Origin of the sequence: Planococcus sp. APC 3900 (genome assembly GCF_030407735.1) — a bacterium.
In the GTDB taxonomy this organism is placed as follows: domain Bacteria; phylum Bacillota; class Bacilli; order Bacillales_A; family Planococcaceae; genus Planococcus; species Planococcus notacanthi.
Genome location: NZ_JASDCT010000001.1, coordinates 734539 through 756519, shown reverse-complemented (window position 1 = coordinate 756519; position 21981 = coordinate 734539). Strand labels below are relative to the sequence as shown.

Below are 21981 nucleotides of genomic sequence, written 5' to 3'. Positions count from 1 at the left end.
CTATTCCACCGACTTTTTGCTGCGCCCGCCGTTCTTGAAAACTTTAGCGCTGCGTACGTATTCATTATCCGGAACGCCGGCACGTGAATTGACGACACGTGCTGCAGCAAACAGGTAATCGGATAAGCGGTTCAAATAGCGCTGGACTACAGGCGGAAAATCTTCTCCTGCTCTCATCAACGTTACTGTCTGGCGCTCAGCACGGCGCGTAATCGTGCGTGCAATATGCATAGTTGCCGCCGCCGGCGAACCTCCAGGCAGGATAAAGCGCTCCAGCAATGGAGGCTCTTCCATCAATTCATCGATGCGTTTTTCCAAAACTTCCACTGGTTCTTCCGTCATTTTGTAATTGGGTTCTTTACGGACATCGGCCAAGTCGCCGCCGCAATCGAACAATTCGTTTTGGATGGCTTCCAAGTCCGCCAACAAGTCGGCGTATAAGTCAGGTGCCAATTCGGTCATCGCTTTGCCGATAAATGAATTCACTTCATCAATGGTGCCGTAAGCCTCAACGCGTGGTGCATCTTTGTCAGTGCGTGCTCCGATTAAACTGGTTTGCCCTTTGTCTCCGGTTTTTGTGTAAATTTTCATGTTCATCTGCCCCTTTTTCCGCTTTCACGGAATGAATTTTTACTTCAGTTTTTCTGGAATCCCATACCAAATGCGTGTAATGCTGTCTGCTTCAGCAAATAAGAACTGATAGATCCTGCCCAGAACGTCGCGCATTTCCCGTTCAATCCGCTCAGTCGGCACAATGCCGCGATTGAGATCTGTTAAAATCCAGGTTTGCTGCGTTTGTTCCCAACCGATCGTTTTTTTTACTTGCTCCATTAAATACTCTTCTGAAAAACCTTGTTCCAGCTGCTGTTTGACCCACAGCTCTAAACCGGCAATGACTATATTTATTTCTGTAGCTGAAGGTTCTGGCAACCGCCTTTCATTCCATTGAGCTGCCTGGCCTTCCAGCCGGTCTTTCACATATTGCCGCTTGCCGTTAAAGGCTCCACCGAAAACGATGTGCATAATGCCCGCTCCTCGAACGCTTGGCGGTTTGGCCACGTTAAAATGTGGCAGCCCCCGTGCAGCGCAATTTGATCTTGAAATTTTTCATTCAATGCCTGAGCCATTAGGTAACGAATCGGACCGCCGTGGAGAACCAATGTAACTGTATTGCCTTCCGGCAGTTTTCGGATGCCTTGTTCAATCCGCTGAGCCATGTCCGTAAGGCTTTCACCGCCAGGAGGCTTGCTGTTCCAAGGATTATCTATCCAGTTGCGGTACAGTTCAATGTCTTTCAGCTCTTCATAGGTTTTCATTTCCCATTGGCCAAAATGGCATTCCCGTAAATCCCGGTTTGCTCTGTAGACTGCATTCGGAAACAGTATCGCTGCCGTCTGGCGGCACCGCTTCAGGTCACTGCCCATAACGGTTTGAAGTTTCAGGTCAGGTTGTGTCTGAAACGGAAGGATCGCTTCATCGGTCCAACCGATATAACACTTTTGTTGATTGCCTTTTGTAGGGGCATGGCGAATTAAACGAAGAATAAAAGGCTGATCCATAATAAAATCTCCACTCCTTCCACATACGCACCGAACAAATCACCCGTCACGCCGCCGAAATTCCGAAGGCACCAGGCGCGGAACAGCCAAAGCGATCCGGCCACTAGCGCCAGCAATGTCAGCGCAATCCAGAAGGTTGTGCTCCAACTCAATACCCCGAAACCGATGGCAATAAAAACAAGGGCAGCTATGAACAGCTGTCTATGATCTGCCCGTTGTTGAAAAAAAGCCGCCAATCCCTTTGGTTTTGCTGAAGGGGTCGAGCTGAACAATGCCAGCAAGCCGATTCTGGCTAACACCGGAATGAATAAAATCAGCACCAGCGAAACAGCCTGTACCGATTCCGCCACCACGATGATTTTCCCGACAATTGCCAGCAGCAAAATCATGGTGCCGAAAGCGCCAATCCGCGGATCTCCCATGATGTCTAGCCGTTTATCCCGGTCCTGATAGGAAAAATAAGCATCCCCGGTATCCGCCAGGCCGTCCATATGGAGTCCCCCGGTCAGTACCATGCCAATGACTACGACGGTAAATCCGATCAACAGCGAACTGACATCCGTTGTTTCTCTCAAAAGCCATACTGCTCCGGCCAAGGCACTGCCAAAAAGCACACCCAGTACAGGCAACATCGCATACATCGCAGTGATATGGGCTTTTTCCATCGGCAGCTGTTTCTTTACCGGAATCACCGAGAAAAATTGAAGCGCCAATAGTAATCCTGTCCCTAACTGCCGGCTCATAAACTCGCCTCCATGATTTCTTCGACTTTCTGCCAGTCCAAGTGGCTCTTGACATGTTGTGCCCAGCGGTCAAATGAGTCTGCCACAGCTTCGGGTAATGGCACTGGCAAATTTTTCCGCTTGCGGATAGGTGCCAAGAAGGCAGTCCGGCACTCGCGATTCCGGAAAAATCCATGCAGATGCGTGCCCAGCACCTGTTCATGGAAATAGCCTTCTGCAGAACTTCCACTGCTTATGAGCGGATAGTCTGTTTGCTTCACGTTGCCGTGGTGGATTTCATAGCCGGTGACAGAAACTTTCGCATCTGAAAATGCAGCGAGGCCGTTCTTTCGTTGGACCACTTTCTGTTTTTCGAACTGGACATGCATATTCGGCACCAAGCCAAATCCCCGTTCTCTTTCTATTGCGATGCCATCATGGCCTTCGGGATCCGCCAGGGTTTCAGCCAACATCTGAAATCCGCCGCATAAGCCGACAATCCATGTATTCCCCTTCAATTCCTGGAGTTTTATGCCAAGCCCCTGCTTTCTCCAATAGCGCAAATCTGCAATCGTGCTTTTTGTGCCTGGCAGCAACAAGATATCCGGCTGTCCAATGTCTTCGACCGTTTCCGCCCAGCGGATGGTCACATCCGGTTCATTCAGAAACGGTTCTACATCTGTGAAATTCGAGATGTAAGGATGCCTGCAGATGACCAGTTCAATAGGATTTTCCACTCTGGCTATCCGCTGTACGGCCTGCACACCAAGTGAATCTTCCTGTTCGATTTCATGGCTGGCCATGTACGGGATGACCCCGAGCACCGGAATGCCTGTATACGATTCCAGAAACTGGACGCCGTCTTTAAAGAGCTGCGCATCGCCATGGAATTTATTGATGATCAAGCCTTTGACCCGTTCCGGTTCAGGCATCAAAGCGAGCGTTCCGACAATCGAGGCAAACACACCGCCGCGTTCGATGTCGGCGACCAAAATCACCGGCACATCCGCCCGTTTTGCCACCGCCATGTTGACCAGCTCCCGGTCGTTCAAATTGACTTCAGCCGGGCTTCCGGCTCCTTCGATGACCACATGGGAAAAGTCTTTGGCAAGGTTGGCAAGTGCCTGATCGATGACCTCCAGCCCTTTTTCATAAAACCGGGTCCGGTAATCCATGCCATCCATCGTCACCAGTTTTTTGCCGAACAGCACGACCTGAGATTTCATGCCGCTTTCCGGCTTCAGCAGAATCGGATTCATATCCACTGTCGCCAGTGTCCGTGCCGCTTCGGCTTGGACACCCTGGGCACGGCCGATTTCTTCGCCTTTTACTGTCACATAGGAATTATTCGACATGTTCTGTGATTTGAAAGGAGTTACTTTTATTCCCTGATCGGACATTATCCGGCATAAGGCCGTACAGATCATGCTCTTCCCGACATCTGAAGCGGTTCCTTGAATCATAATTCCGCGCATCTTGTCACTTCCTTCTGAATGCCAGGCCGTTTTCCATTTCAATGGCCTGATCGGCTTGCTGCACAAGCCAGATGTGGATACGCCCGAGCCAGCTTTGGTAAAGTTCGTCGCGCACGAAATCGTCCAGCACTTCGTTCGAAACGACTGTCAACAAGTCAACGGTATCCAGCATGGCAAGAATCGACTGCTGCAGGCCGTTCCATTTCTCTTCCATGCACCCCGGTTGATCGGCGCACATATTGCCCGTCTCCCAGCCCTCGTAAAGCTCATTAGCCAGCCACGTCGTCACACAATCCCATAACACCATGTCTTCCGGCTGCAGTTTTTCTAAAACACTCTCCATGCGGTAAGCTTGCTCAATGGTATGCCAACCGTCTTGAAAACGATCTAGACGGTGGCGTTCAATGCGTTTCTTCATTTCTTCATCATAAGCTTGCCCGCTGGCTATATATACTTTCCGCGCGCTTCCCGCAGCGCGGACGACAGATTCCGCATAGGCACTTTTGCCGCTTCGGACTCCGCCGCTGATAAATATCAATTGGCCTTGAGCCACTCCTTAATCGCCTCCCGCAATTTCGCCATGTTTTCCGTTGATTTCATGCCGATTCGAAACCAGTTGCCGTCCATTCCTTGAAATGATTCGGTATGGCGAAGGACGATTCCAGCTTTTAAGAAATCTGTAAAAAATGCTGCAGAACAACTTGAATCCGGCAATTGGAATGACAGGAAATTAACTGCGGAATCAGTGCTCCGGCAATTGTTTGCTGCTAAAAACTGCTGCATTTTTCGACGTTCCCCGGAAGCGGCTTGGATGACGTTGCGGCGGTAATCTGCTTCTCCTAAACACTTGGCTCCGATAACAGCCGATAAGGCATTGACGTTCCAATGCGCTGCCCCTTGCTTCAATTGGCCGATCTTTTCTGCCGCACTGACCACATAGCCGAGGCGCAACCCTGGAATGGCGTACATTTTGGTCATCGAACGGACAATGAAAACATTCGGAAAAGCCGGCAAGAACGGCATAAAGGAAGCCTCTTCTCCAATAAAATCAATAAAAGCTTCATCAATCACAAGTTCACAGTGGTGTTCCAGGCAAATCTGCGCAATTTCCTGAAGGGTGTCGGTGTCCAGTAACGTACCTGTCGGATTATGCGGATTGCAGATGTACAGCGCTGCGCATCCCGGGATTATGTTCCGGACATCTTGAACGGTCAATTGCCAGCCGTTTTCCGGCACCAATTGCAGCGCTTTGATCTGGACATTTTCCGCTTCCAGCGTTTGGCGGTATTCGGAAAATGCCGGTTCGATCAAGACAACCTGCCGGCTCCGATATCTTCTGGCCAGCCAAGTGAAAATTTCAGCTGCCCCGTTGCCTGCAGCGACTTCACCGGCCGCCACATCATGGAATTTGGCAGCTGCCGTACGGAACGGTTCTCCATCGGGATCTGGATAAGAACCGGTCAAACCCAGCATATCGGGCCAAATCTCTTCCAAAAAAGCCGGTGGGCCAAAAGGATGGACATTTTCGCTGAAATCTAAAATCTGTGGCGGCGGGCTGATGCCTGCCTGTTTGTATAAACGAAGTGGATTGGCTCCATGATTAGGCAATTCCAAACAAAATTCCTCCTAAAGCAAATATGATGAAAAAACCAGTGGTGGCCGTCTGCATCTGTCTGACAGCTTCTTTAATGTGGCTTGCTTCCAGTGGATAAACCGGCATACCCATACGTGCACGCTCCGACTCGATTCCACGGTAGCGGTTCAATCCGCCCAGTTCTACACCTAATTGCACGGCTGTCGCCGCCTCCAGCCAGCCGCTGTTCGGGCTCGGATGCTTTGGTGCGTCCCGCAGCCATTCCGCCAAACGCTGACGCATGGTCAGTGATCGTTTGTTAGATGTGAGGATTAAAATCAAAAATCCGGTCAGGCGGCTCGGAATGAAGTTTAGTACATCATCCGCTTTTGCAGAGGCAAAACCGAACTGCTCAAACTCTTCATTTCGGTAGCCGACCATCGAATCAAGTGTATTGACGGATTTATACAGCCACAAGCCCGGAGCGCCGAGCAGAAATGCCCAGAACAGCGGTGCAGTGACACCATCGCTGGTATTCTCCGACACCGTCTCCACGACGCCTCTTGTAATTTCACTTTCATTTAAACCTTCTGTATCCCTGCCGACAATCCAGGACAACTTTTCACGTGCCAGGACAAAGTTTTTATTCGTCAATGGATCGTAGACCTCCATCGCTGCGTCTTTCAGGCTCTTCTGTGCAAGCCCGGAAGCGATCAATACGGCTTCTACAGCAATTCCCAAAAACGCATTTAAAGAATAAGCCCAAAAAACAACCGCGTAAACGAGCAGAAAAATGGTCACAGCAATCGTTCCCAGCAGCCAAAAACCGTTCCGGAAAGCGTTCGGTCCGTGATTCCAGCGTTTGGTCAACTTGCGGATCGCAGTCCCGATCCAGCGGACAGGATGTGGCCAATTGGGCGGATCACCAATCATACGGTCGATGGCCAGGCCCAGCGCAATAGCAATCAGATGCGAAATCATAGGCTTTTCGCTTTCGCCAACTGATACAATTTGAGCGCTTCAATAGTGCATTCGAAAACACCGACGCCGATCAATTTTCCAAGTTCGGTGATGGGGCCGGCATAAGGCAACTCCTCGCCTTGCTGCGTGGCTGCTACCAGGCAGCTGTCAGTGGACGTGCCGGTCGCGATCGTGCCGGTCAGTGGATCTTTGACTTGCTCCTGCTGAAGGGCTTTGGTCTTCGCTTCTGTTGCAGTGATCATTGCCTGGATAAACGCTTCATCGGATAAGATGCCATTGACCAGGATCCAGGTATTGATGGTCCCGACACGCAAGGTGCGCTCTACCGCTTTTGAGACGTCAACGCCGTTTCCAACACCAGCAGTGACAGCAATCACCACTGAGCCGAATGGGCCCTCATACTCTTTAATGATGGCATCTTCCGTTTGGACAGCTGTCATCATCCCTACAGTGTCCGTCGTTTTCAGTCCGCTTTCTTCGATATACTCGGACATTTCCTGGACACTGTTGTTGATGTTGTAAAATGCATCCACATGGCGGTTCATGAAATTGCGGAACCAACCGGAGCCTGCATTGACGACTGCGGATGATACCGTCTTTAACGGAATCGGACTCTGGTAGAGCACCATGTCTTTGGAAATCCGGAAGTCCTTTGCCCGTATGCTTGCCTCACTGGATTCGCGCTCGACGCCCGGCAATAAAGTGATCTGCGGTTTAGGCAGTTCCGGATGCGGGTGGTTGCTGACGCGTGTATGATAGACGGTTTCAATATCTTGTTCCCGAACCACTTCATGCGGTTCGCCGATCCGGACGACCCCTCCTCCATCCATCAGCAGCAATTGATCGCAATACATGGAAGCCAGGTTGATATCATGAAAAATAGAGACAATCGTCAAGTCTTTTTCAATGGCCTGCTTTTTGATGGTATCGAGCAATTCCTTCTGGTGGTTGATATCCAGATGGTTGGTCGGCTCATCCAAAAGCAGGATCCCTGCATCTTGTGCCAGAGCCTGTGCCACGAAGACGCGCTGTTGTTCGCCGCCCGACATCCGATCGATTTGTGTCTGTTCATATTGGCTGATGTCCATCAACCCCATCGCTTCCACAACAGCTTCTTCGTCTTCATCCGACCAGGAAGAAAACCAGCCGCTTTGATGCGGATACCTGCCAAGTGAAACCGTTTCACGAACCGTATGGGCAAAAGCGTGTGCATGCAATTGAGGCAAGACCGCCATTTTCCTGGCCAGTTCTTTCGCCGTAAAATCAGCCATGGGTTTGCCGTCAATCCGGACTTCTCCACCTGCAGCGGGAAGCACTCCACTGATCAATTTCATCAAGGTAGATTTGCCGCTTCCATTGGGTCCCAAAATCCCGAGGATCGAGCCTTTATTGACAGTAAAAGATACGTCGTTGACGATATTCTTCTCGCCATAGCCGCCTGTTATTCCTTTTATTTCAAGCATGGTCATACCCCTCCTTTGCGTTGCCGGAAAAAGATGAATGCAAATACCGGTGCTCCGATAAATGCGGTAATGACACCGATCGGCAATTCCGTCGGTGAGATGATTGTTCTCGACACCAAGTCACAAATGATCAATAACGCGGCTCCATTGATGAACGATAATGGCAGGACGTGGCGATGATCCGATCCCCATAATAAGCGGGTCATATGCGGCACCACCAGACCGACAAAGCCGATGGTTCCGGAAACTGAAACGGCTGCTCCTGTCAGTACCGAACCGCCGATTAAGATGATCATTTTGCTCTTTCTGACATCGACGCCCAAATGTTGTGCGCGTTCTTCACCAAACAGCATGGCGTTCAATTCTCTGCGTTTCAGCCACAAGACGAATGAACCGATCAAAACAAACGGCAGCGCCATCCGTACATATGGCCATCCGCGCATCGACACACTGCCCAGCAGCCAGCCGATGATTTGGCGCAGCTCTTCTCCGGTCAATGCAATCATCAGGGAGATGATTGAGCCCAGAAAAGAACTGAAGATGATGCCTGTTAAAATGACGGTTTCCATTTTCATGGAGCGATCCACCAATTTTGCGAAACTCATCACGGCGAGCATTGTGAGCAACGCCCCGATCATGCTCATGACCGGCAAAGTGAATGGTCCTAAAAATGGGATGGATATGCCAAAAAAGAGCGTCATCACAGCGCCGACTGAGGCACCGGAAGACACTCCCAGGGTGTAAGGATCGGCCAATGGGTTCTTCAGAAGCCCTTGGAACGCAGCCCCGGCAATCGCCAGTGCCGCTCCGACAAGCCCGGCTAAAATAACACGGGGCATGCGGATATTCCATAAAATATTGGCTGCTGCCTCATCCGAAGACGGATTCCATAACACGACGGGCGAAATGGAAACCGTTCCGACCGTCACCCCCAGCAAAATGGCGCCTGCTAAAATCAGCAGCGAGACGCTGTATGCCAGTACATTCTTACTCATTGAACACTTCAGGATAAACAGCTTTCGCCATTTCCATCAGCCCTTCTGATAAACGTGGGCCTGAACGGGTGAGCATGTCCGAATCCAGGTTATAGACAGCATCTTCTTTGACAGCTGTCACTTCCGCAAATCCATTGCGCGATTTGATTTGGTCGACTGCATCTTCGATATAGCCGCCTTCTGTTGTGATGATGACGTCTGGATCAGCTGCAACGACTGCTTCTGCGTCCATTTTTGCCCAGCCTACCAAATCGCCCGCTATATTTTCAGCGTTGATGAGCGTCAACATTTCATCCATGAACGTGCCTTTTCCGGTCGTGTAGATGTCGGGTTCACTTCCGACTTCCAGAAAGACAGTCTTCGGCTCTTCGATTGTGCTTGCCAATTCTTCGATTTCCGCCACTTGGACTTCCATTTCAGAAACGATGCTTTCCGCCTCTTCCATGGTGCCTGTCGCTTGTGCGATCACTGTAATGGAATCGTAGACTTCATCAAAGCTGACGGCATTGTTGACTACAAAGACCTCGAGTCCAGCGTCACGCAACTGCTGAAGCCCAGCGTCGCCAACACCCAATCCCGATTCATGCGCAAGCACCAAATCCGGTTGCAGGCCAATGATTTTTTCCACATTGAATTCCTGGCCGCCGATCTTTTCAACTTGCATCGCTTCTTCCGGATAATTATCAAAATCCGAAACGCCGACTAATTTGTCACCAACGCCAAGTTCATAAGCGATTTCTGTATTTGATGGCACCATCGAAACAATGGCTCCCGGTTCTTCCTCGATCACCACTTCTTCGCCTACTGCATCCGTCAACGTCACTGGAAATTCTACATCCGCAACTTCCGTCGGCGGTTCCGCCGGTGTTTCAGTATCCTGTTCTTCTACGGGCGTCGCCGTATCTCCGCAACCCGCCATCAATACCGCGGCCAATCCTGCGGTTGCACCAAACTTCCAAATCTTCTTCATGAATAAATCCCCCTTGTTGTGTGTAGTGCTTTTTGAACTAATGATTTGTAGTAGCCGATATTCCGTAAAACAGCTACGCTTTCGGGCCCACAGGATGTGGGTCATGCAGCCGGCGCGACAGGACGTCGCGGTGCCAGCTGCCAAGGGCTAGGCGAAGCGAGAAGACAGGTGTCCTTTGCCTGGCTTCTTGCGGGTGCAAATGAGGGAACAGGCATTCCTGGGACCTCATCTGCGACGAGCTTACGCAGGAGCAATCGTCTTCGCTCTACCCAGAGCGTCCGAAGCATTGGGTAAAAGCCAGTTTCTTTAGTTCAACTTATCTAGCAATTTTTATATACGATATAAATAATTTCTCAAATGATTCAGATGCAGAAAGTTTGAAGAAATCTCCTTGAGAACACAAAATCCCCCGCAGCAAACTGCGGGGGATGGAAAGGACGCCATAAAAAAGCATGCGCATCCAGCCTTTCCTCGCAGGCGTTTGGGTGTGTCGTCATAAAGGCAGGTCTCCTGGCTTGTGGTCTTCGGTTTCTGCACCTTCCCAAAGCATTGCTTCAGTGGCATTTTGCAGATTCCTCTCACATACAGTGGCGGGACCGCGCCGGAATTAAACCGGCTTCCCTTTTAACTCATGTTCTTAGACATAAGCACCTTTATGAATGGTTCTCATATTCTGTTTCTTCATTTCATCCCGCTTCTAAAAGCGATAGATTCATTGATTGAAGTTTCTCTTTATTATACACGTAAACGTTTGTCTGTCTCTTACATTTTTTCCGGAGCTGCGACGCCGACTGTCTTCAACGCGTTGGCCAAGGTTGTTTTCACAGCCATGATCAATGCCAGACGGGCACCGGTCAATTCCGGGTTAGAGGCATCCAAGACTTTGTTGGCATTGTAGAAACTGTGGAAATTAGATGCCAATTCATGAATGTATGTCGTGATTCGGTGAGGTGCACGCTGCTTGGCTGCATCCGCAATGACTTGCGGGAAATCACCGATTTTCTTCAGAACATCGATTTCTTTTTCAGAAGTCAATAAGTTCAACTGGTCTTCTGAAACCGTCAATCCCTGTTCTTCTGCCTGACGCAAAATCGAAGAGATGCGGGCATGCGCATATTGCGAATAAAAGACCGGGTTTTCATTGGATTGTGACACAGCCAAATCCAGATCGAAATCCATATGCGTATCGCCGGAACGCATGGCGAAGAAATAACGCACAGCATCCAAGCCGACCAATTCGACAAGCTCGCGCATTGTTACTGCTTTACCCGTACGTTTGCTCATCTTCATTTTTTCGCCGTCTTTGTACAATTGCACCATTTGGATGATGCTGACTTCAAGCGTGTCGCGGTCATAGCCAAGTGCTTCAATCGCCGCTTTCATGCGCGGGATATAGCCGTGGTGATCAGCTCCCCAAACATTGATGAGCTTTTCGAAGCCACGCTGCAATTTATCTTCATGGTAAGCGATATCGGGCATCAAATACGTATATGTACCGTCATTTTTAATCAAAACACGGTCCTTGTCGTCACCGAACGTTGTCGAACGGAACCACGTTGCTCCGTCTTCTTCAAAAACATGGCCATTGGCACGCAATTTAGCTAAAGCTTCATCAATCTTGCCGTTTTTGTAAAGAGACGATTCAGAATACCATACATCGAATTTCACACGGAAATCCGCCAGATCCTGCTGCAATTTCGCCAATTCCACTTTCAATCCGTGCTGGCGGAATTCTTCAAAACGCTCTTCATGAGTCATGCTGACAAATTTGTCGCCATGTTCCTGTACCAACGCGTCCGCAATATCTTTAATATCCTGTCCGCGGTAGCCATCTTCCGGCATGCTGTCGCCTTGGCCAAGTGCTTCAAAATAACGGGCTTCTATCGACAATGCCAAATTATTGATTTGATTGCCGGCATCGTTGATGTAGTATTCGCGTGATACGTCATATCCTGCAAGGTCCAATACATTGCACAGCGAGTCGCCGACTGAAGATCCGCGGGCATGGCCCAAATGCAGGTCGCCTGTCGGGTTGGCTGATACAAATTCCACTTGGATGCGTTCGCCTGCACCTGCAGTTGAACGGCCGTAATCCGCTTTCTGGTCGAGCACGGTTTTGACGACGTCCTGTAAGTAATCCTTTTTGATGGTGATGTTGATAAATCCGGGACCGGCGATTTCCACTGTCTGGATGTTCGCTGTGTCTTTATCGAGGTTTGCTACAATCGCTTCTGCAATCGCGCGGGGCGGCTTTTTCGCCAAACGCGTCAATTGCATCGCAATATTTGTGGCGTAATCGCCGTTCGCTTTGTCTTTTGGTGATTCTAAACGAACTTCAACCGGTTCGGCTGTCAATTCCGCTTTTTCAATTGCTTCCGTAAATGCCGTTTTAATTGCCTGTTGGACTTTTTCTACTGCGTTCATCATTTAGCCTCCATAAACTGTATTTCCATTTCGTATTCACCGACAGGATCCGAGCCCAGTGCAAGGTCGTATCGGACTTTAAACCGCGTATCGCTGACCGACAATTCATGCGCCTTTGTCGTCAGCATAAATGACCCCTGTTCATTCGTCAGATTTCCCGTCTGTTCTTTATGTAATAAAAACGGGAGCCGCATCTGCAGGCCGCCGCTTCTCATAATCACCGCTTCGTCTTTTTGAAGTTTGACCGTTGTCCGGATTTCGAGTTCGTCCTGCTGTTCGGCATATTGCAGGTAACGCAGCTCGTTTTTCTCCGTCAAGGTTCCATGAGATTCCAATACCATCACTTGCTCTTCCATATCCGGCTGACGGATCGTCGTCGTCAGTTTGATCGTCACTGTCTTTTGCATGGCTCTCCGCCTCCCCGTCCTTTGATAACCTTTATATTATAGCTTGACTCGACTGTCTTTTTCAATGAAGGATTGGCGGTAACTGCAGATTAAGCAAAAGACCACATGTTTCAGCCTCAGCTGAATGCACGTGGTCTTTCATCAATTGTTCATTTTAATGTGTCGTTGCTCATCTTGTATAGGTTGTGACAAAAGAAGGGCGCGGGAAAATATTCGGGCGTTTGTCGATGCCTTCCGCTGTGCCGCGCTTGGCATGGGCATGTCCATATGCCTGCGATTCCTGCCAGTTTTTAAACGATTGTTCGTCTTTCCACAAGGTCAGAATGGCGTACGTATCGGAATTCACCGGCCGCAGTACGCGAATTGCCGCGAATCCTGGTTCTTTCTCTACCATCCCTGCCCGGTTCTGGAAGCGCGACTCGAACAGCTCACGGCCTTCCTCCGACACCGGAACGTTATTGAATACGGCGTAATAGCCATCATTGATGTCTCCCACAGCATTCAGTACCTGGTAAGCTTCCGCGCCCTGCAAACCAGGACCGCCTTCTGCTTCATAGAGCAATACCGCTTCGTCGTCATTGACCAGATAAATCAGCCGCGCATTTGCCAAATTTGCCATCAGCATCACCGCCTGATCGCGATGGCCTGTCCATTTATACAATTCCATTGTCAGCACCTCTTCCAGATAAGTAGTCTCCATCTATCTTACCGGTTTTAAATTAAAGATTCTATTTTGGAGAGCTTATGTTGCTTTGAAGATCCCAAATGGTTTGTGAATCGATACGTAAAATACAATAGAAAAAGCCGACTTGGAAAATTCCAAGCTGGCTCTTGCTGCAATTATATTGATTGATATAAATTTGTGCCTTTGCTTTTCTTATTGTTTAGCTCCAACAGCCAGCCCCTCGAGTCGCTTCGGCCTTTCCAGTAACGGCACAGAACGCCATTACCGGTAAGGCTTCCAGCGCTTGTCGCGGCTAGACGGCTGCCTCCGCTTTTCTCTACTTAACCCAACCCAAAATCATTTCACGCATCAGCTTGCTGGCTGTGTTTGCGGTTTGGTCGGAATGGTCGTAGACAGGAGCAAGCTCCACAAGATCAAAACCAACGACGTTGACGCCTGATGCTGCGATTGCATGGATTGAAGCCAGCAGTTCACGTGATGTGATCCCGCCTGCGTCAACTGTACCGGTACCCGGTGCATGTGCAGGATCCAAGACGTCCATATCGATCGTCACGTAGACATTGCGTCCTTCAAGAGTCGGCAATACTTCTTTCAACGGCTCAAGCACTTCAAATTTCGAGATGTGCATGCCTTGTTCTTTGGCCCACTCGAATTCTTCTTTCATGCCGGAACGGATGCCGAATGAATAGACATTCTTCGGTCCGATATGGTCCGCAATTTTACGGATCGGCGTTGAATGGGAATATTCTTCGCCTTCGTAGTTTTCTCGAAGATCGGTGTGCGCATCAAAATGGATGATCGCCAAGTCGTCATATTTACTGGCGACTGCTTTCATAACCGGCAATGACACCAAATGCTCGCCACCCATGCCCATTGGGATTTTATGATCAGCCAACAGGGTGTGGACGTAAGTCTCGATTTCGATCAAGCTTTTTTCCGGATTGCCGAACGGCAAAGGAATGTCACCTGCATCAAAAAATTTCACGTCCCCGAGCTCGCGGTCAAGGTATGGGCTGTATTCTTCCAAACCAATGGACACTTCACGGATTTTATTCGGGCCAAAACGGGATCCCGGACGGTAGCTGACTGTCCAGTCCATCGGCATGCCGTAGAGTACGGCTTTTGATTCTTCGTAATTCGGATGGCTTTTGATGAATACTTTTCCTGAATAAGTCTCGTCAAATCTCATCATTTACTCTCCTGTCAAATCTTTCACGAATTTCGGCAACACGAAAGCGGCGTTGTGCAGCTCAGGCGTATAGTATTTCGTGTCGATTTCATGGAAACGTTCAGCCGGAACTTCCAATGGGTTGTATTTCTTCGAACCGATGGTGAATGCCCACAGACCGCTTGGGTAAGTCGGGATATTCGCCAAGTACAAGTTGGTGATTGGGAAGATTTCTTTAACATCGCTCTGTACCTGCTTGATCAAATCTGCTTTGAACCATGGGTTATCAGATTGAGCCACAAAAATACCGTCTTCTTTCAACGCTTTTGAAATACCTGCGTAGAAGCCTTTTGAGAACAAGTTGACTGCCGGTCCGACCGGTTCAGTTGAATCCACCATGATGACATCAAATTCGTTTTCCGATTCTGCGATGTGCATGAAGCCGTCGCCGACGATCACTTCCACGCGTGAATCTTCCAGGCCAGAAGCAATGCTTGGCAGGAATTTTTTCGAGTACTCGATCACTTTGCCGTCAATGTCGACAAGCGTCGCTTTTTTGACAGACGGGTGTTTCAGGATTTCACGGATGACGCCGCCATCGCCGCCACCGACAACCAGCACCTTTTCCGGATTCGGATGCGTGAACAATGGAACATGTGCAACCATTTCGTGATAGACGAATTCGTCTTTTTCAGAAGTCATGACCATGCCGTCCAAAAACAGCATATTGCCCCATTCCGCGGTTTCCGCCATTTCAAGGTATTGGAATTCCGTTTGCTCCGTATGAAGCGTCTTGTTGATTTTCATTGTGATCCCGAAATTCTCTGTCTGTTTTTCTGTATACCAAAATCCTGCCATCTATAATCAAACTCCTTTTCAATCTAAATAAAATCCACCTAAAAAAGTATAAGTGTTTTCGGTAAAAGTGCAATATTTTTTTCCTATTCCTCTTTACCCGGGCTAAACTTCGTTACACATAAAATAAAAAGGTTTTCTGCACAGGGAATTTTTCCCTTCACAGAAAACCTTTTTAAAAGCCTGATGGTGCGAAGAAAGAGACATGAGGCATTGGCTTGGGTTTGTTCGCAATGGCTCACGGCACTTGCTCGCTATCAGGTGTCCTAGCTTTCTATTGAAAAGCTGTAGTTCTAGTGTACTGCCTTTTATAGACAACTTCAACCATCCGTTGGAAGCAAATTGAAATGTCACATTCTGTTCAAAAAGCTGGTTGTTCTCTGTAAATCTCACTTTGACAAAACCTTTATTTATTGGCCAAGCGGATTTCCTTACTTCCGGCCAAGATCATGATGAAGCTGTTCCGAGCTGCGCTGCCACATTTCCGGGTTATGGGTTTCCAGGTAGTTGGCCAGCACTTTTTTCGATGGTTCATCCATTTGATCGACGAGAATTTTGCGTTTCATCGATTTATCCATCCGGTTGACGTGGTCGGCCAAAATTTTATAGCCTCTGCGTTTCTCACGGTTAACCACCATTTCACATGCTGCGACTCCTGCGTAATAGGGACCTTCCGGATTGAAGTCGATGGTGATCCATACCAGCCAATAATCTTTGCCTCCGGCAGAGTCTTCCGGGTTGGTGGTGAACTTGATGCCGCGCTCCACTTCACTGCGGGCATGCATGGCGCCGATATCGATAAAAGCTTCCTGCTCTTCCACGTCGATGAACAGCGGAGAAACGTTCTCCAGAGACAAGGAACCGATGCCGTAGCCTTTATGGCCGTCTGTCGGATCGTTTTTTATGATGGTAAAGCCTACTTTTTGTTTTGGTTTTTCTTCGTTCGCCATTGTCTGAATCCTCCGTTCTGCTATGATGATAGTATTCTCAAGAAAAGGAGCTGTATCCATTATGCCATACGTAACTGTCAAAATGCTCGAAGGGCGCACAGAAGATCAAAAACGCGCACTTGTCGAAAAGGTATCTGAAGCCGTTTCTGAAACAACAGGGGCACCGATTGAAAACGTCACCGTTTTTATCGAAGACATGAAAAAAACCGATTACGGCACAAAAGGCAAACTTTTTTCAGATCAATGAAAAAAGTGGAAGTGCCTGTTCAGCTCTGACAGGCATAAGGCAGACCGGCGAAGTGGCGCTTTTTGCCACACAGCCAGGTTGACTTATGACCCGAAGAGCTAGGCACTGTAACTGGACATTGGGTTGACTTATGACCTGAAGAGCTAGGCACTGCAACTGGACACCGGGTTGACTTATGACCTGAAGAGCTAGGCACTGCAACTGGATCCCATGAAAAGTGAAAATGGCCGTTCAAAACTCCCGTAATGGGAGTTTTTTTCATTCCCACCGCTTACGAACGCAGTTCCTCTATAAATGCAAATGCCTCATCGATCTCCTCAGCCGTAAAGTTCAGCTTTCCTTTGACGACATGCAATTTATCGATTTGTTCCCCGCGGTTTAAATTATCAAAATACAGGAGCGTCGCGGTCAATTCCAGGAAGCGACCGCTTTTGGCATTCAGCTTCTCTGCCGTCAACGGGTTATCCAAAACGGATTTCCCCAATACTTTGCGGAACTCCTGGCCTTCTTCTGTGACGCTATATTTATATTGAACGTAAGAGCCTTTGTCCTCCAAGGCCTCGGACAAGAAACCCATGTCGCATAATTCATGTACACGGGCAGTCAATTCTTCAGAATACGGCCCATAAATATGGAACTCGTATTTTTCCTGGAACGGAATGTCCATCTTTTTCATTATGTAAATCATTTTCTGCAATTTCTTGCGGCCGGTTACACCTTCCGCGGTGGCAATAAAGTCCACGATTTTTGCGTGTTCCTGGAGCAACTATACCCCTCCTTCTCGAAGCATCTCCAAAATCTGCTGCTTGATGGCTTTTTTCTTGCCATCGATCAATAGCTCAGCTGGAAAATACAATTTATAATCGGTTCTGCGTTTGCCGGAAATGGCGTCTACAATTTGGGACAAACGCGATAATTCCTTGATGTCGCCGTTCGGCATCAGCAAATGGATCGGCAGGCGCTCTTCTTCCTCTCCCGGACGATAAAAATCGTAAGGCAAATCGGATGTCGAATCGTCGATCAAATAATATTCCGGGTCGATGCCTGCAGAATGAAACAGCTGAGCAAGTTCGCCAAGCTTTTTGTAATCTTTGCCCGGATCAAAATCCACGTACTGGAACAGGCGGCGGTTGACGAAACGGTCGCACAGATCCGCTAAGATCGGGTCGCGCTCCGTCATCCACAATTGGAAATAAGTCATCAAGACGCCTTCGTCCAAAGCCAAATACTCTTTCAGCGTAAAGCTGCGGTCGAAAAACGACAGGAAATGGGTCGGCGGCTGTGCGAATTTATAGCCGAGACCATGCAATTCCTTGGCCCGCTGAAGTATCTTCCGCAAAATCACTTCTGCACTGCGGGCAACTGGATGGAAATACACTTGCCAATACATCTGGTAGCGGCTCATGATGTAATCCTCAACCGCATGCATGCCGCTCGACTTGATGACAACCTGGTCATCGAGCGGGCGCATGACACGAAGAATCCGCTCCATATCGAAATGGCCATAGGAAACCCCTGTATAATACGCATCGCGCTGAAGGTAATCCATGCGGTCCGCGTCAATTTGGCTGGAAATCAACGACACCACTTGTTTATTCGAATAGGTTTTGGCAATCACTTCAGCCACTTTTTCCGGAAAACCGGTGGATACCTTGGACAAGATTTCATTGACTTCCGTGTCTCCAAGCAGAATTTTTCGTGTAAAGGCTTCATGGTCAAGCGCAAAAACCTTTTCGAATGAGTGAGAGAACGGCCCGTGGCCCAGATCATGAAGAAGTGCCGCGCACAAAACCACCAAGCGTTCACTTTCGTCCCATTCCGGACGGCCATGAAAAATATCATCCGAAATCCGCCGGACGATTTCGTATACGCCCAGTGAGTGGTTGAAACGGCTGTGTTCTGCGCCGTGGAATACTAAGTACGAGGTGCCCAATTGCTTGATTCTGCGCAAACGCTGAACTTCACGCGAATTGATCAGATCCCAAATCACTTGGTCGCGCACGTGGACATATCGGTGGACCGGATCTTTAAAGACTTTTTCTTCAGCTAATTTTTGCGTTGCGTAGCTCACTTGCGCACCTCCGTTTTTTTCATGTAACAGCTATTCTACACCAGCGCCTCTTCTCTATTCAAGAGGACGTTCCAGCATTTTGCGGTTGCGTTCAACCACCCGTTCCAAATAAAATCCGTACAATTCCGTCTCATCCGGCTGCAGCGGCATAGGTGCCGGTGCGCCCATCAAAGCGTGAAGGTCGAGCACCACTTCCTGGACAGTGATGGGTCTGCCAAGCAGCTCGCTGAGCGACGCCATCGTTTCAGGTTTTATTTCCGGGTAGGTGAATTTTGTCTCTTCGCCTTGCAGTCCCGCTTCGTAAAATTCACGGATAATTTCTGCACGTTCCGAACCGCTGCCTTCAACGCATAGATAAACCTGCACTGCGATACCGCGGCGGATCCGGCGTTGAGAGATGCCGGCGAATTTCCGGCCGCCAATGCTGAGGTCATAAGATCCCGGGCAATACGAGCCGACGATTTCATAGGCTTCGATGTCAGCTTCCGGAAATAATTCCTTCACCAGTTCAAGCATCAGTTCATACCCGGCTGGAATGTCGATGGCGTTCTCTTTTTCCGACAGCACCAGCGAAATGTTCAGGACACCGGCGTCCAATACCACCGCCAGTCCACCCGAGTTGCGTACAATCGGCGTAAAACCGTGCGCTTTCAAGACCTCCATGCCTTCCTCGATATGGGGCAGGCGGTGGTCCTGGATGCCCAACACCACTGTGTCATCATGCACCCATGTGCGGACGGCCGGTTCACTTTTTTCGCTCCCCACCAATTCACAAAGTGTGTCGTCTGCTGCAAATGATTCCAGTGCTGAGCGGTTTTTGGCGCTCAAGGACTGGTCCCAAAAACGCCAGGATGTTTCTTCAAAAAATAACGGCATGCTGCTTCTCCTCTTTCTGCAATTCCTTGACTTCAGTTTACCCTTTTACAGACCCGCTGAAAACCCGTGCGCGTCATGTCAAATTGGTGACAGCCGGTAGTTTTGCAGGAAGTTGGTGAGGCGTTGTGATAAACTGAATGGTGAGAGATTTACATTAAAGGAGTGTTTGATTAATGAATGAAGCAGCGATTACATTAGACGGCTGGTACGTCCTGCACGATTTCCGTTCGATGGACTGGGTAACGTGGAAAATGCTGACGGAAGAAGAACGCCAATTCGCGATCGATGAATTCCAGGCATTTATGGACAAGATCAACCAAGCCGATGAAAATAAAACCGGCGCACACGCATTGTATTCAATTGTTGGCCAAAAAGCTGACTTGATGCTGATGATGCTGCGTGAAACAATGGACGAATTGAATGAACTTGAAACAGAATACAACAAGCTGACGTTGATTGCCTACACGGTTCCTACGTACTCTTACGTTTCTGTCGTTGAGCTTTCCAACTATCTGGCTGGCAAATCAGACGAAGATCCATACCAGAACCCGCATGTCCGCGCGCGTTTGTACCCTGAACTTCAGCGTTCACAGTACATCTGCTTTTACCCGATGGACAAACGCCGCGACGGCGACGATAACTGGTACATGCTTCCGATGGATACCCGCAAAGAATTGATGCTGTCACACGGCAAAATCGGCCGCAGCTATGCCGGCAAAGTAAAACAGATCATTTCTGGATCTGTCGGTTTTGACGACTACGAATGGGGCGTTACTTTGTTCGCAGACGACGTTCTTCAATTCAAGAAATTGATCTACGAAATGCGTTTTGACGAAGTCAGCGCGCGTTACGCAGAATTCGGTTCATTCTATGTAGGCACACGCCTGGATGCCGAAAGAACCGTTAAGTTCTTGGAAGTTTAATCAAAATATGCTGAAAGCCGCCTCTTTGGGCGGCTTTTTTTGTTTGATTTGTATGGAAAGTGGATTTCTTAAGGGATATTTCCCAGTTAGTTGGATATACTTTCTGTTCTACGCAAAATACTTTCCATATTGGCACAAATACTTTCCAAAGTGAATGAATTACTTTCCATTAAACCGTATTTACTTTCTATAACAAAAAGAGGGCCATCCTCGTAAAACGGATGGCCCTCCTTCTATCATTACAATGCTTTCACTGCGGCAACGATGATCATCACCCAAGCGGCGATAAATGCAACGCCGCCGATTGGCGTGATGGCACCGAGAATGCTGATGCCTGTTAAACTCAGGACATATAAGCTCCCTGAAAAAATGACGATTCCAGCAAGCATCAAATAACCTGCCCAGTTCAATGAACTAAGCGGCCCAAGCAGAGATGAGCTCATCAAGATGGCGATGACCATCAACCCGACTGCATGGAACATCTGATACTGCACGGCCGTTTGCCATGTATCCAAATACTTGTCCGCAACGCGCCCTTCCAGCAAATGTGCACCGAACGCACCAAATGCTACAGACAGAAGAGCGTTAACCGCTCCGGCAATCAAGAAAAACTTCATAAGTAACTTCCTCTTTCCATTTAAAATTCAAACAGCGAATCGCCGTTCGCGTCTTCTTCTTTCAGCTTGTTGACGGCAGATACCGTCTGCGGCTGAGGGGAATCGAGCGGCACGGCACGCGGTGTTTGATGATTGATCATCGGTTGATCGTCCTCCAGCAGCAAATCGCATAAAGCCCGGATTGCTGCAACTGAGTCACGCACCTTCGCCGGATCGCCGTTTCGCGCTCGCGTCGTGTGCCTGTCGATTTCATTTAAAATACGCATGTTGTCGATGGCCATGTTCCAGCCCCCTCTCCGATTTAGATTAATTCCAGTTTACCATGCAATTCTGCCGCAGGTCAGTCCAAACAGAAATCGATGGGCGCCTGCCCGCGGCTTTGTAACAGACTGTTCACTTTTGAATAAGGACGGCTGCCGAAAAATCCGCGGCTGGCACTGAGCGGACTCGGGTGCGGCGCTTCGAGTACATCATGCTTGTCCAGGTCGATGAGCCGTTTCTTCGTTTGGGCAGGCTTGCCCCATAAGACGAAAATGACCGGTTCTTCACGTTCAGATAATTTGCGGATTACTTCGTCCGTAAATGTTTCCCATCCTTTATTGCGATGGGAATTCGCTTCTCCGCCCCTCACTGTCAACACCGTGTTCATCATCAGAACGCCTTGGTCGGCCCATTTCGTCAAAGTGCCGTCTTTCGGTTTGTCGCAGCCGATGTCTTCCTTCAGCTCTTTCAGCATATTGCGCAGACTTGGCGGATGAGGCACTCCCGGCTGGACCGAGAAACTCAACCCATGCGCCTGGTTGGGTCCATGATAGGGATCCTGTCCCAAGATGACGACTTTGACATCTCCATACGCTGTATGTTTAAAAGCCGACCAAATGTTTTCCTTGGCCGGGTAGACGGTTTGATTGGCGTATTCTTCTTTTAAAAACTCGCGCAGCTCCAAATAATACGGTTTGTCGAATTCCTGACCCACGACCTCTTGCCAGTCGTTTTGAAAAATCTGTTTTCCCATATTCA

At 49.0% G+C, this 21981-nt stretch carries 25 protein-coding genes and 1 riboswitch; of the genes, 2 read left to right on the top strand and 23 right to left on the bottom strand.

Annotated elements, in window-relative coordinates:
- The 17 genes from QMA04_RS03790 to QMA04_RS03710 form a co-directional block, all read right to left on the bottom strand.
- Positions 1–591: a cob(I)yrinic acid a,c-diamide adenosyltransferase gene (locus QMA04_RS03790; protein ID WP_191713527.1), complete on the bottom strand. Its 591-nt coding sequence runs from the start codon at positions 589–591 to the stop codon at positions 1–3.
- A gap of 39 nt (positions 592–630) precedes the next feature.
- Entirely contained in the window at positions 631–1023 is a 393-nt protein-coding gene (locus QMA04_RS03785; protein ID WP_225218302.1) for a bifunctional adenosylcobinamide kinase/adenosylcobinamide-phosphate guanylyltransferase, read from the bottom strand.
- Positions 975–1559: a histidine phosphatase family protein gene (locus QMA04_RS03780; RefSeq protein WP_191713526.1), complete on the bottom strand. Its 585-nt coding sequence runs from the start codon at positions 1557–1559 to the stop codon at positions 975–977. The genes QMA04_RS03785 and QMA04_RS03780 overlap by 49 nt, the downstream gene beginning before the upstream one ends.
- Positions 1532–2302, bottom strand: a complete 771-nt coding sequence (gene cobS / locus QMA04_RS03775) for an adenosylcobinamide-GDP ribazoletransferase (RefSeq protein ID WP_290183992.1) — start codon at positions 2300–2302, stop codon at positions 1532–1534. Before cobS ends, QMA04_RS03780 begins: the two co-directional genes overlap by 28 nt.
- Complete coding sequence (locus QMA04_RS03770; protein WP_290183991.1) at positions 2299–3756, bottom strand: cobyric acid synthase; 1458 nt, start codon at positions 3754–3756, stop codon at positions 2299–2301. Before QMA04_RS03770 ends, cobS begins: the two co-directional genes overlap by 4 nt.
- A 4-nt stretch (positions 3757–3760) precedes the next feature.
- Positions 3761–4309 (bottom strand): bifunctional adenosylcobinamide kinase/adenosylcobinamide-phosphate guanylyltransferase, encoded by a 549-nt coding sequence (locus QMA04_RS03765; RefSeq protein WP_290183990.1) that lies wholly within the window; start codon positions 4307–4309, stop codon positions 3761–3763.
- A complete protein-coding gene (locus QMA04_RS03760; protein ID WP_290183989.1) occupies positions 4291–5370 on the bottom strand; it encodes a pyridoxal phosphate-dependent aminotransferase in 1080 nt (359 codons plus the stop codon). The genes QMA04_RS03765 and QMA04_RS03760 overlap by 19 nt, the downstream gene beginning before the upstream one ends.
- Complete coding sequence (gene cbiB, locus QMA04_RS03755; protein ID WP_290183988.1) at positions 5357–6310, bottom strand: adenosylcobinamide-phosphate synthase CbiB; 954 nt, start codon at positions 6308–6310, stop codon at positions 5357–5359. Before cbiB ends, QMA04_RS03760 begins: the two co-directional genes overlap by 14 nt.
- Entirely contained in the window at positions 6307–7773 is a 1467-nt protein-coding gene (locus QMA04_RS03750) for an adenosylcobinamide amidohydrolase (RefSeq protein WP_191713520.1), read from the bottom strand. The genes cbiB and QMA04_RS03750 overlap by 4 nt, the downstream gene beginning before the upstream one ends.
- A 2-nt stretch (positions 7774–7775) precedes the next feature.
- Entirely contained in the window at positions 7776–8768 is a 993-nt protein-coding gene (locus QMA04_RS03745) for a FecCD family ABC transporter permease (RefSeq protein WP_191713519.1), read from the bottom strand.
- Entirely contained in the window at positions 8761–9738 is a 978-nt protein-coding gene (locus QMA04_RS03740) for an ABC transporter substrate-binding protein (RefSeq protein WP_191713518.1), read from the bottom strand. The genes QMA04_RS03745 and QMA04_RS03740 overlap by 8 nt, the downstream gene beginning before the upstream one ends.
- Positions 9739–10221: 483 nt before the next feature.
- A riboswitch (cobalamin riboswitch) is annotated at positions 10222–10408 on the bottom strand.
- Between the two features lie 92 nt (positions 10409–10500).
- Positions 10501–12162, bottom strand: coding sequence for an arginine--tRNA ligase (gene argS, locus QMA04_RS03735; protein ID WP_191714460.1), 1662 nt, complete (start codon positions 12160–12162; stop codon positions 10501–10503).
- Positions 12162–12569 carry a YwiB family protein gene (locus QMA04_RS03730; RefSeq protein WP_191713517.1) on the bottom strand — a complete coding sequence of 136 codons (408 nt, stop codon included), beginning with the start codon at positions 12567–12569 and terminating at the stop codon, positions 12162–12164. Before QMA04_RS03730 ends, argS begins: the two co-directional genes overlap by 1 nt.
- 169 nt (positions 12570–12738) lie before the next feature.
- Entirely contained in the window at positions 12739–13236 is a 498-nt protein-coding gene (locus QMA04_RS03725; protein WP_191713516.1) for an antibiotic biosynthesis monooxygenase family protein, read from the bottom strand.
- Between the two features lie 334 nt (positions 13237–13570).
- On the bottom strand, positions 13571–14443 hold the full coding sequence (gene speB, locus QMA04_RS03720; RefSeq protein ID WP_191713515.1) for an agmatinase: 873 nt from the start codon (positions 14441–14443) through the stop codon (positions 13571–13573).
- Between the two features lie 3 nt (positions 14444–14446).
- Positions 14447–15280, bottom strand: a complete 834-nt coding sequence (speE, locus tag QMA04_RS03715) for a spermidine synthase (RefSeq protein WP_290183987.1) — start codon at positions 15278–15280, stop codon at positions 14447–14449.
- Between the two features lie 428 nt (positions 15281–15708).
- The gene (locus tag QMA04_RS03710; protein WP_191713513.1) at positions 15709–16227 is read right to left on the bottom strand and encodes a YwhD family protein; all 519 of its coding nucleotides are present in this window, start codon (positions 16225–16227) and stop codon (positions 15709–15711) included.
- A gap of 61 nt (positions 16228–16288) precedes the next feature.
- Here QMA04_RS03710 and QMA04_RS03705 point away from each other — a divergent pair, with 61 nt between their 5' ends.
- A complete protein-coding gene (locus QMA04_RS03705) occupies positions 16289–16474 on the top strand; it encodes a 2-hydroxymuconate tautomerase (protein WP_038704761.1) in 186 nt (61 codons plus the stop codon).
- 271 nt (positions 16475–16745) lie between these two features.
- Here QMA04_RS03705 and QMA04_RS03700 read toward each other — a convergent pair whose 3' ends face one another.
- The 3 genes from QMA04_RS03700 to lipL are packed head-to-tail and all read right to left on the bottom strand — an operon-like array spanning position 16746 to position 19421.
- Positions 16746–17240, bottom strand: a complete 495-nt coding sequence (locus QMA04_RS03700; RefSeq protein WP_191713512.1) for a YwgA family protein — start codon at positions 17238–17240, stop codon at positions 16746–16748.
- On the bottom strand, positions 17241–18545 hold the full coding sequence (locus QMA04_RS03695; RefSeq protein ID WP_191713511.1) for an HD domain-containing protein: 1305 nt from the start codon (positions 18543–18545) through the stop codon (positions 17241–17243).
- A gap of 54 nt (positions 18546–18599) precedes the next feature.
- Complete coding sequence (gene lipL / locus QMA04_RS03690; protein WP_290183986.1) at positions 18600–19421, bottom strand: octanoyl-[GcvH]:protein N-octanoyltransferase; 822 nt, start codon at positions 19419–19421, stop codon at positions 18600–18602.
- A 173-nt stretch (positions 19422–19594) separates the two neighbouring features.
- On the opposite strand from lipL, the gene hemQ reads away from it, so the two are divergent.
- Complete coding sequence (hemQ, locus tag QMA04_RS03685) at positions 19595–20344, top strand: hydrogen peroxide-dependent heme synthase (protein WP_191713509.1); 750 nt, start codon at positions 19595–19597, stop codon at positions 20342–20344.
- A 239-nt stretch (positions 20345–20583) separates the two neighbouring features.
- On the opposite strand, the gene QMA04_RS03680 is transcribed toward hemQ, so the two are convergent.
- From QMA04_RS03680 to QMA04_RS03670, 3 genes are read right to left on the bottom strand one after another with little or no spacing between them, the layout of a single operon-like run.
- Complete coding sequence (locus QMA04_RS03680) at positions 20584–20961, bottom strand: DUF423 domain-containing protein (RefSeq protein WP_191713508.1); 378 nt, start codon at positions 20959–20961, stop codon at positions 20584–20586.
- 20 nt (positions 20962–20981) lie between these two features.
- Positions 20982–21242 (bottom strand): YwdI family protein, encoded by a 261-nt coding sequence (locus QMA04_RS03675; RefSeq protein WP_191713507.1) that lies wholly within the window; start codon positions 21240–21242, stop codon positions 20982–20984.
- A 59-nt stretch (positions 21243–21301) separates the two neighbouring features.
- On the bottom strand, positions 21302–21976 hold the full coding sequence (locus QMA04_RS03670) for a uracil-DNA glycosylase (RefSeq protein ID WP_191713506.1): 675 nt from the start codon (positions 21974–21976) through the stop codon (positions 21302–21304).
- Positions 21977–21981: the final 5 nt, after the last annotated feature.

Bases quoted from the DNA above. Each gene is read 5' to 3' on its own strand.
- QMA04_RS03790 (WP_191713527.1), bottom strand. From the start codon at position 591: ATGAAAATTTACACAAAAACCGGAGACAAAGGGCAAACCAGTTTAATC.
- QMA04_RS03785 (WP_225218302.1), bottom strand. From the start codon at position 1,023: ATGCACATCGTTTTCGGTGGAGCCTTTAACGGCAAGCGGCAATATGTG.
- QMA04_RS03780 (WP_191713526.1), bottom strand. From the start codon at position 1,559: ATGGATCAGCCTTTTATTCTTCGTTTAATTCGCCATGCCCCTACAAAA.
- cobS (WP_290183992.1), bottom strand. From the start codon at position 2,302: ATGAGCCGGCAGTTAGGGACAGGATTACTATTGGCGCTTCAATTTTTC.
- QMA04_RS03770 (WP_290183991.1), bottom strand. From the start codon at position 3,756: ATGCGCGGAATTATGATTCAAGGAACCGCTTCAGATGTCGGGAAGAGC.
- cbiB (WP_290183988.1), bottom strand. From the start codon at position 6,310: ATGATTTCGCATCTGATTGCTATTGCGCTGGGCCTGGCCATCGACCGT.
- QMA04_RS03750 (WP_191713520.1), bottom strand. From the start codon at position 7,773: ATGCTTGAAATAAAAGGAATAACAGGCGGCTATGGCGAGAAGAATATC.
- QMA04_RS03745 (WP_191713519.1), bottom strand. From the start codon at position 8,768: ATGAGTAAGAATGTACTGGCATACAGCGTCTCGCTGCTGATTTTAGCA.
- QMA04_RS03740 (WP_191713518.1), bottom strand. From the start codon at position 9,738: ATGAAGAAGATTTGGAAGTTTGGTGCAACCGCAGGATTGGCCGCGGTA.
- argS (WP_191714460.1), bottom strand. From the start codon at position 12,162: ATGAACGCAGTAGAAAAAGTCCAACAGGCAATTAAAACGGCATTTACG.
- QMA04_RS03730 (WP_191713517.1), bottom strand. From the start codon at position 12,569: ATGCAAAAGACAGTGACGATCAAACTGACGACGACGATCCGTCAGCCG.
- QMA04_RS03725 (WP_191713516.1), bottom strand. From the start codon at position 13,236: ATGGAATTGTATAAATGGACAGGCCATCGCGATCAGGCGGTGATGCTG.
- speB (WP_191713515.1), bottom strand. From the start codon at position 14,443: ATGAGATTTGACGAGACTTATTCAGGAAAAGTATTCATCAAAAGCCAT.
- speE (WP_290183987.1), bottom strand. From the start codon at position 15,280: ATGGCAGGATTTTGGTATACAGAAAAACAGACAGAGAATTTCGGGATC.
- QMA04_RS03710 (WP_191713513.1), bottom strand. From the start codon at position 16,227: ATGGCGAACGAAGAAAAACCAAAACAAAAAGTAGGCTTTACCATCATA.
- QMA04_RS03705 (WP_038704761.1), top strand. From the start codon at position 16,289: ATGCCATACGTAACTGTCAAAATGCTCGAAGGGCGCACAGAAGATCAA.
- lipL (WP_290183986.1), bottom strand. From the start codon at position 19,421: ATGCCGTTATTTTTTGAAGAAACATCCTGGCGTTTTTGGGACCAGTCC.
- hemQ (WP_191713509.1), top strand. From the start codon at position 19,595: ATGAATGAAGCAGCGATTACATTAGACGGCTGGTACGTCCTGCACGAT.
- QMA04_RS03680 (WP_191713508.1), bottom strand. From the start codon at position 20,961: ATGAAGTTTTTCTTGATTGCCGGAGCGGTTAACGCTCTTCTGTCTGTA.
- QMA04_RS03675 (WP_191713507.1), bottom strand. From the start codon at position 21,242: ATGGCCATCGACAACATGCGTATTTTAAATGAAATCGACAGGCACACG.
- QMA04_RS03670 (WP_191713506.1), bottom strand. From the start codon at position 21,976: ATGGGAAAACAGATTTTTCAAAACGACTGGCAAGAGGTCGTGGGTCAG.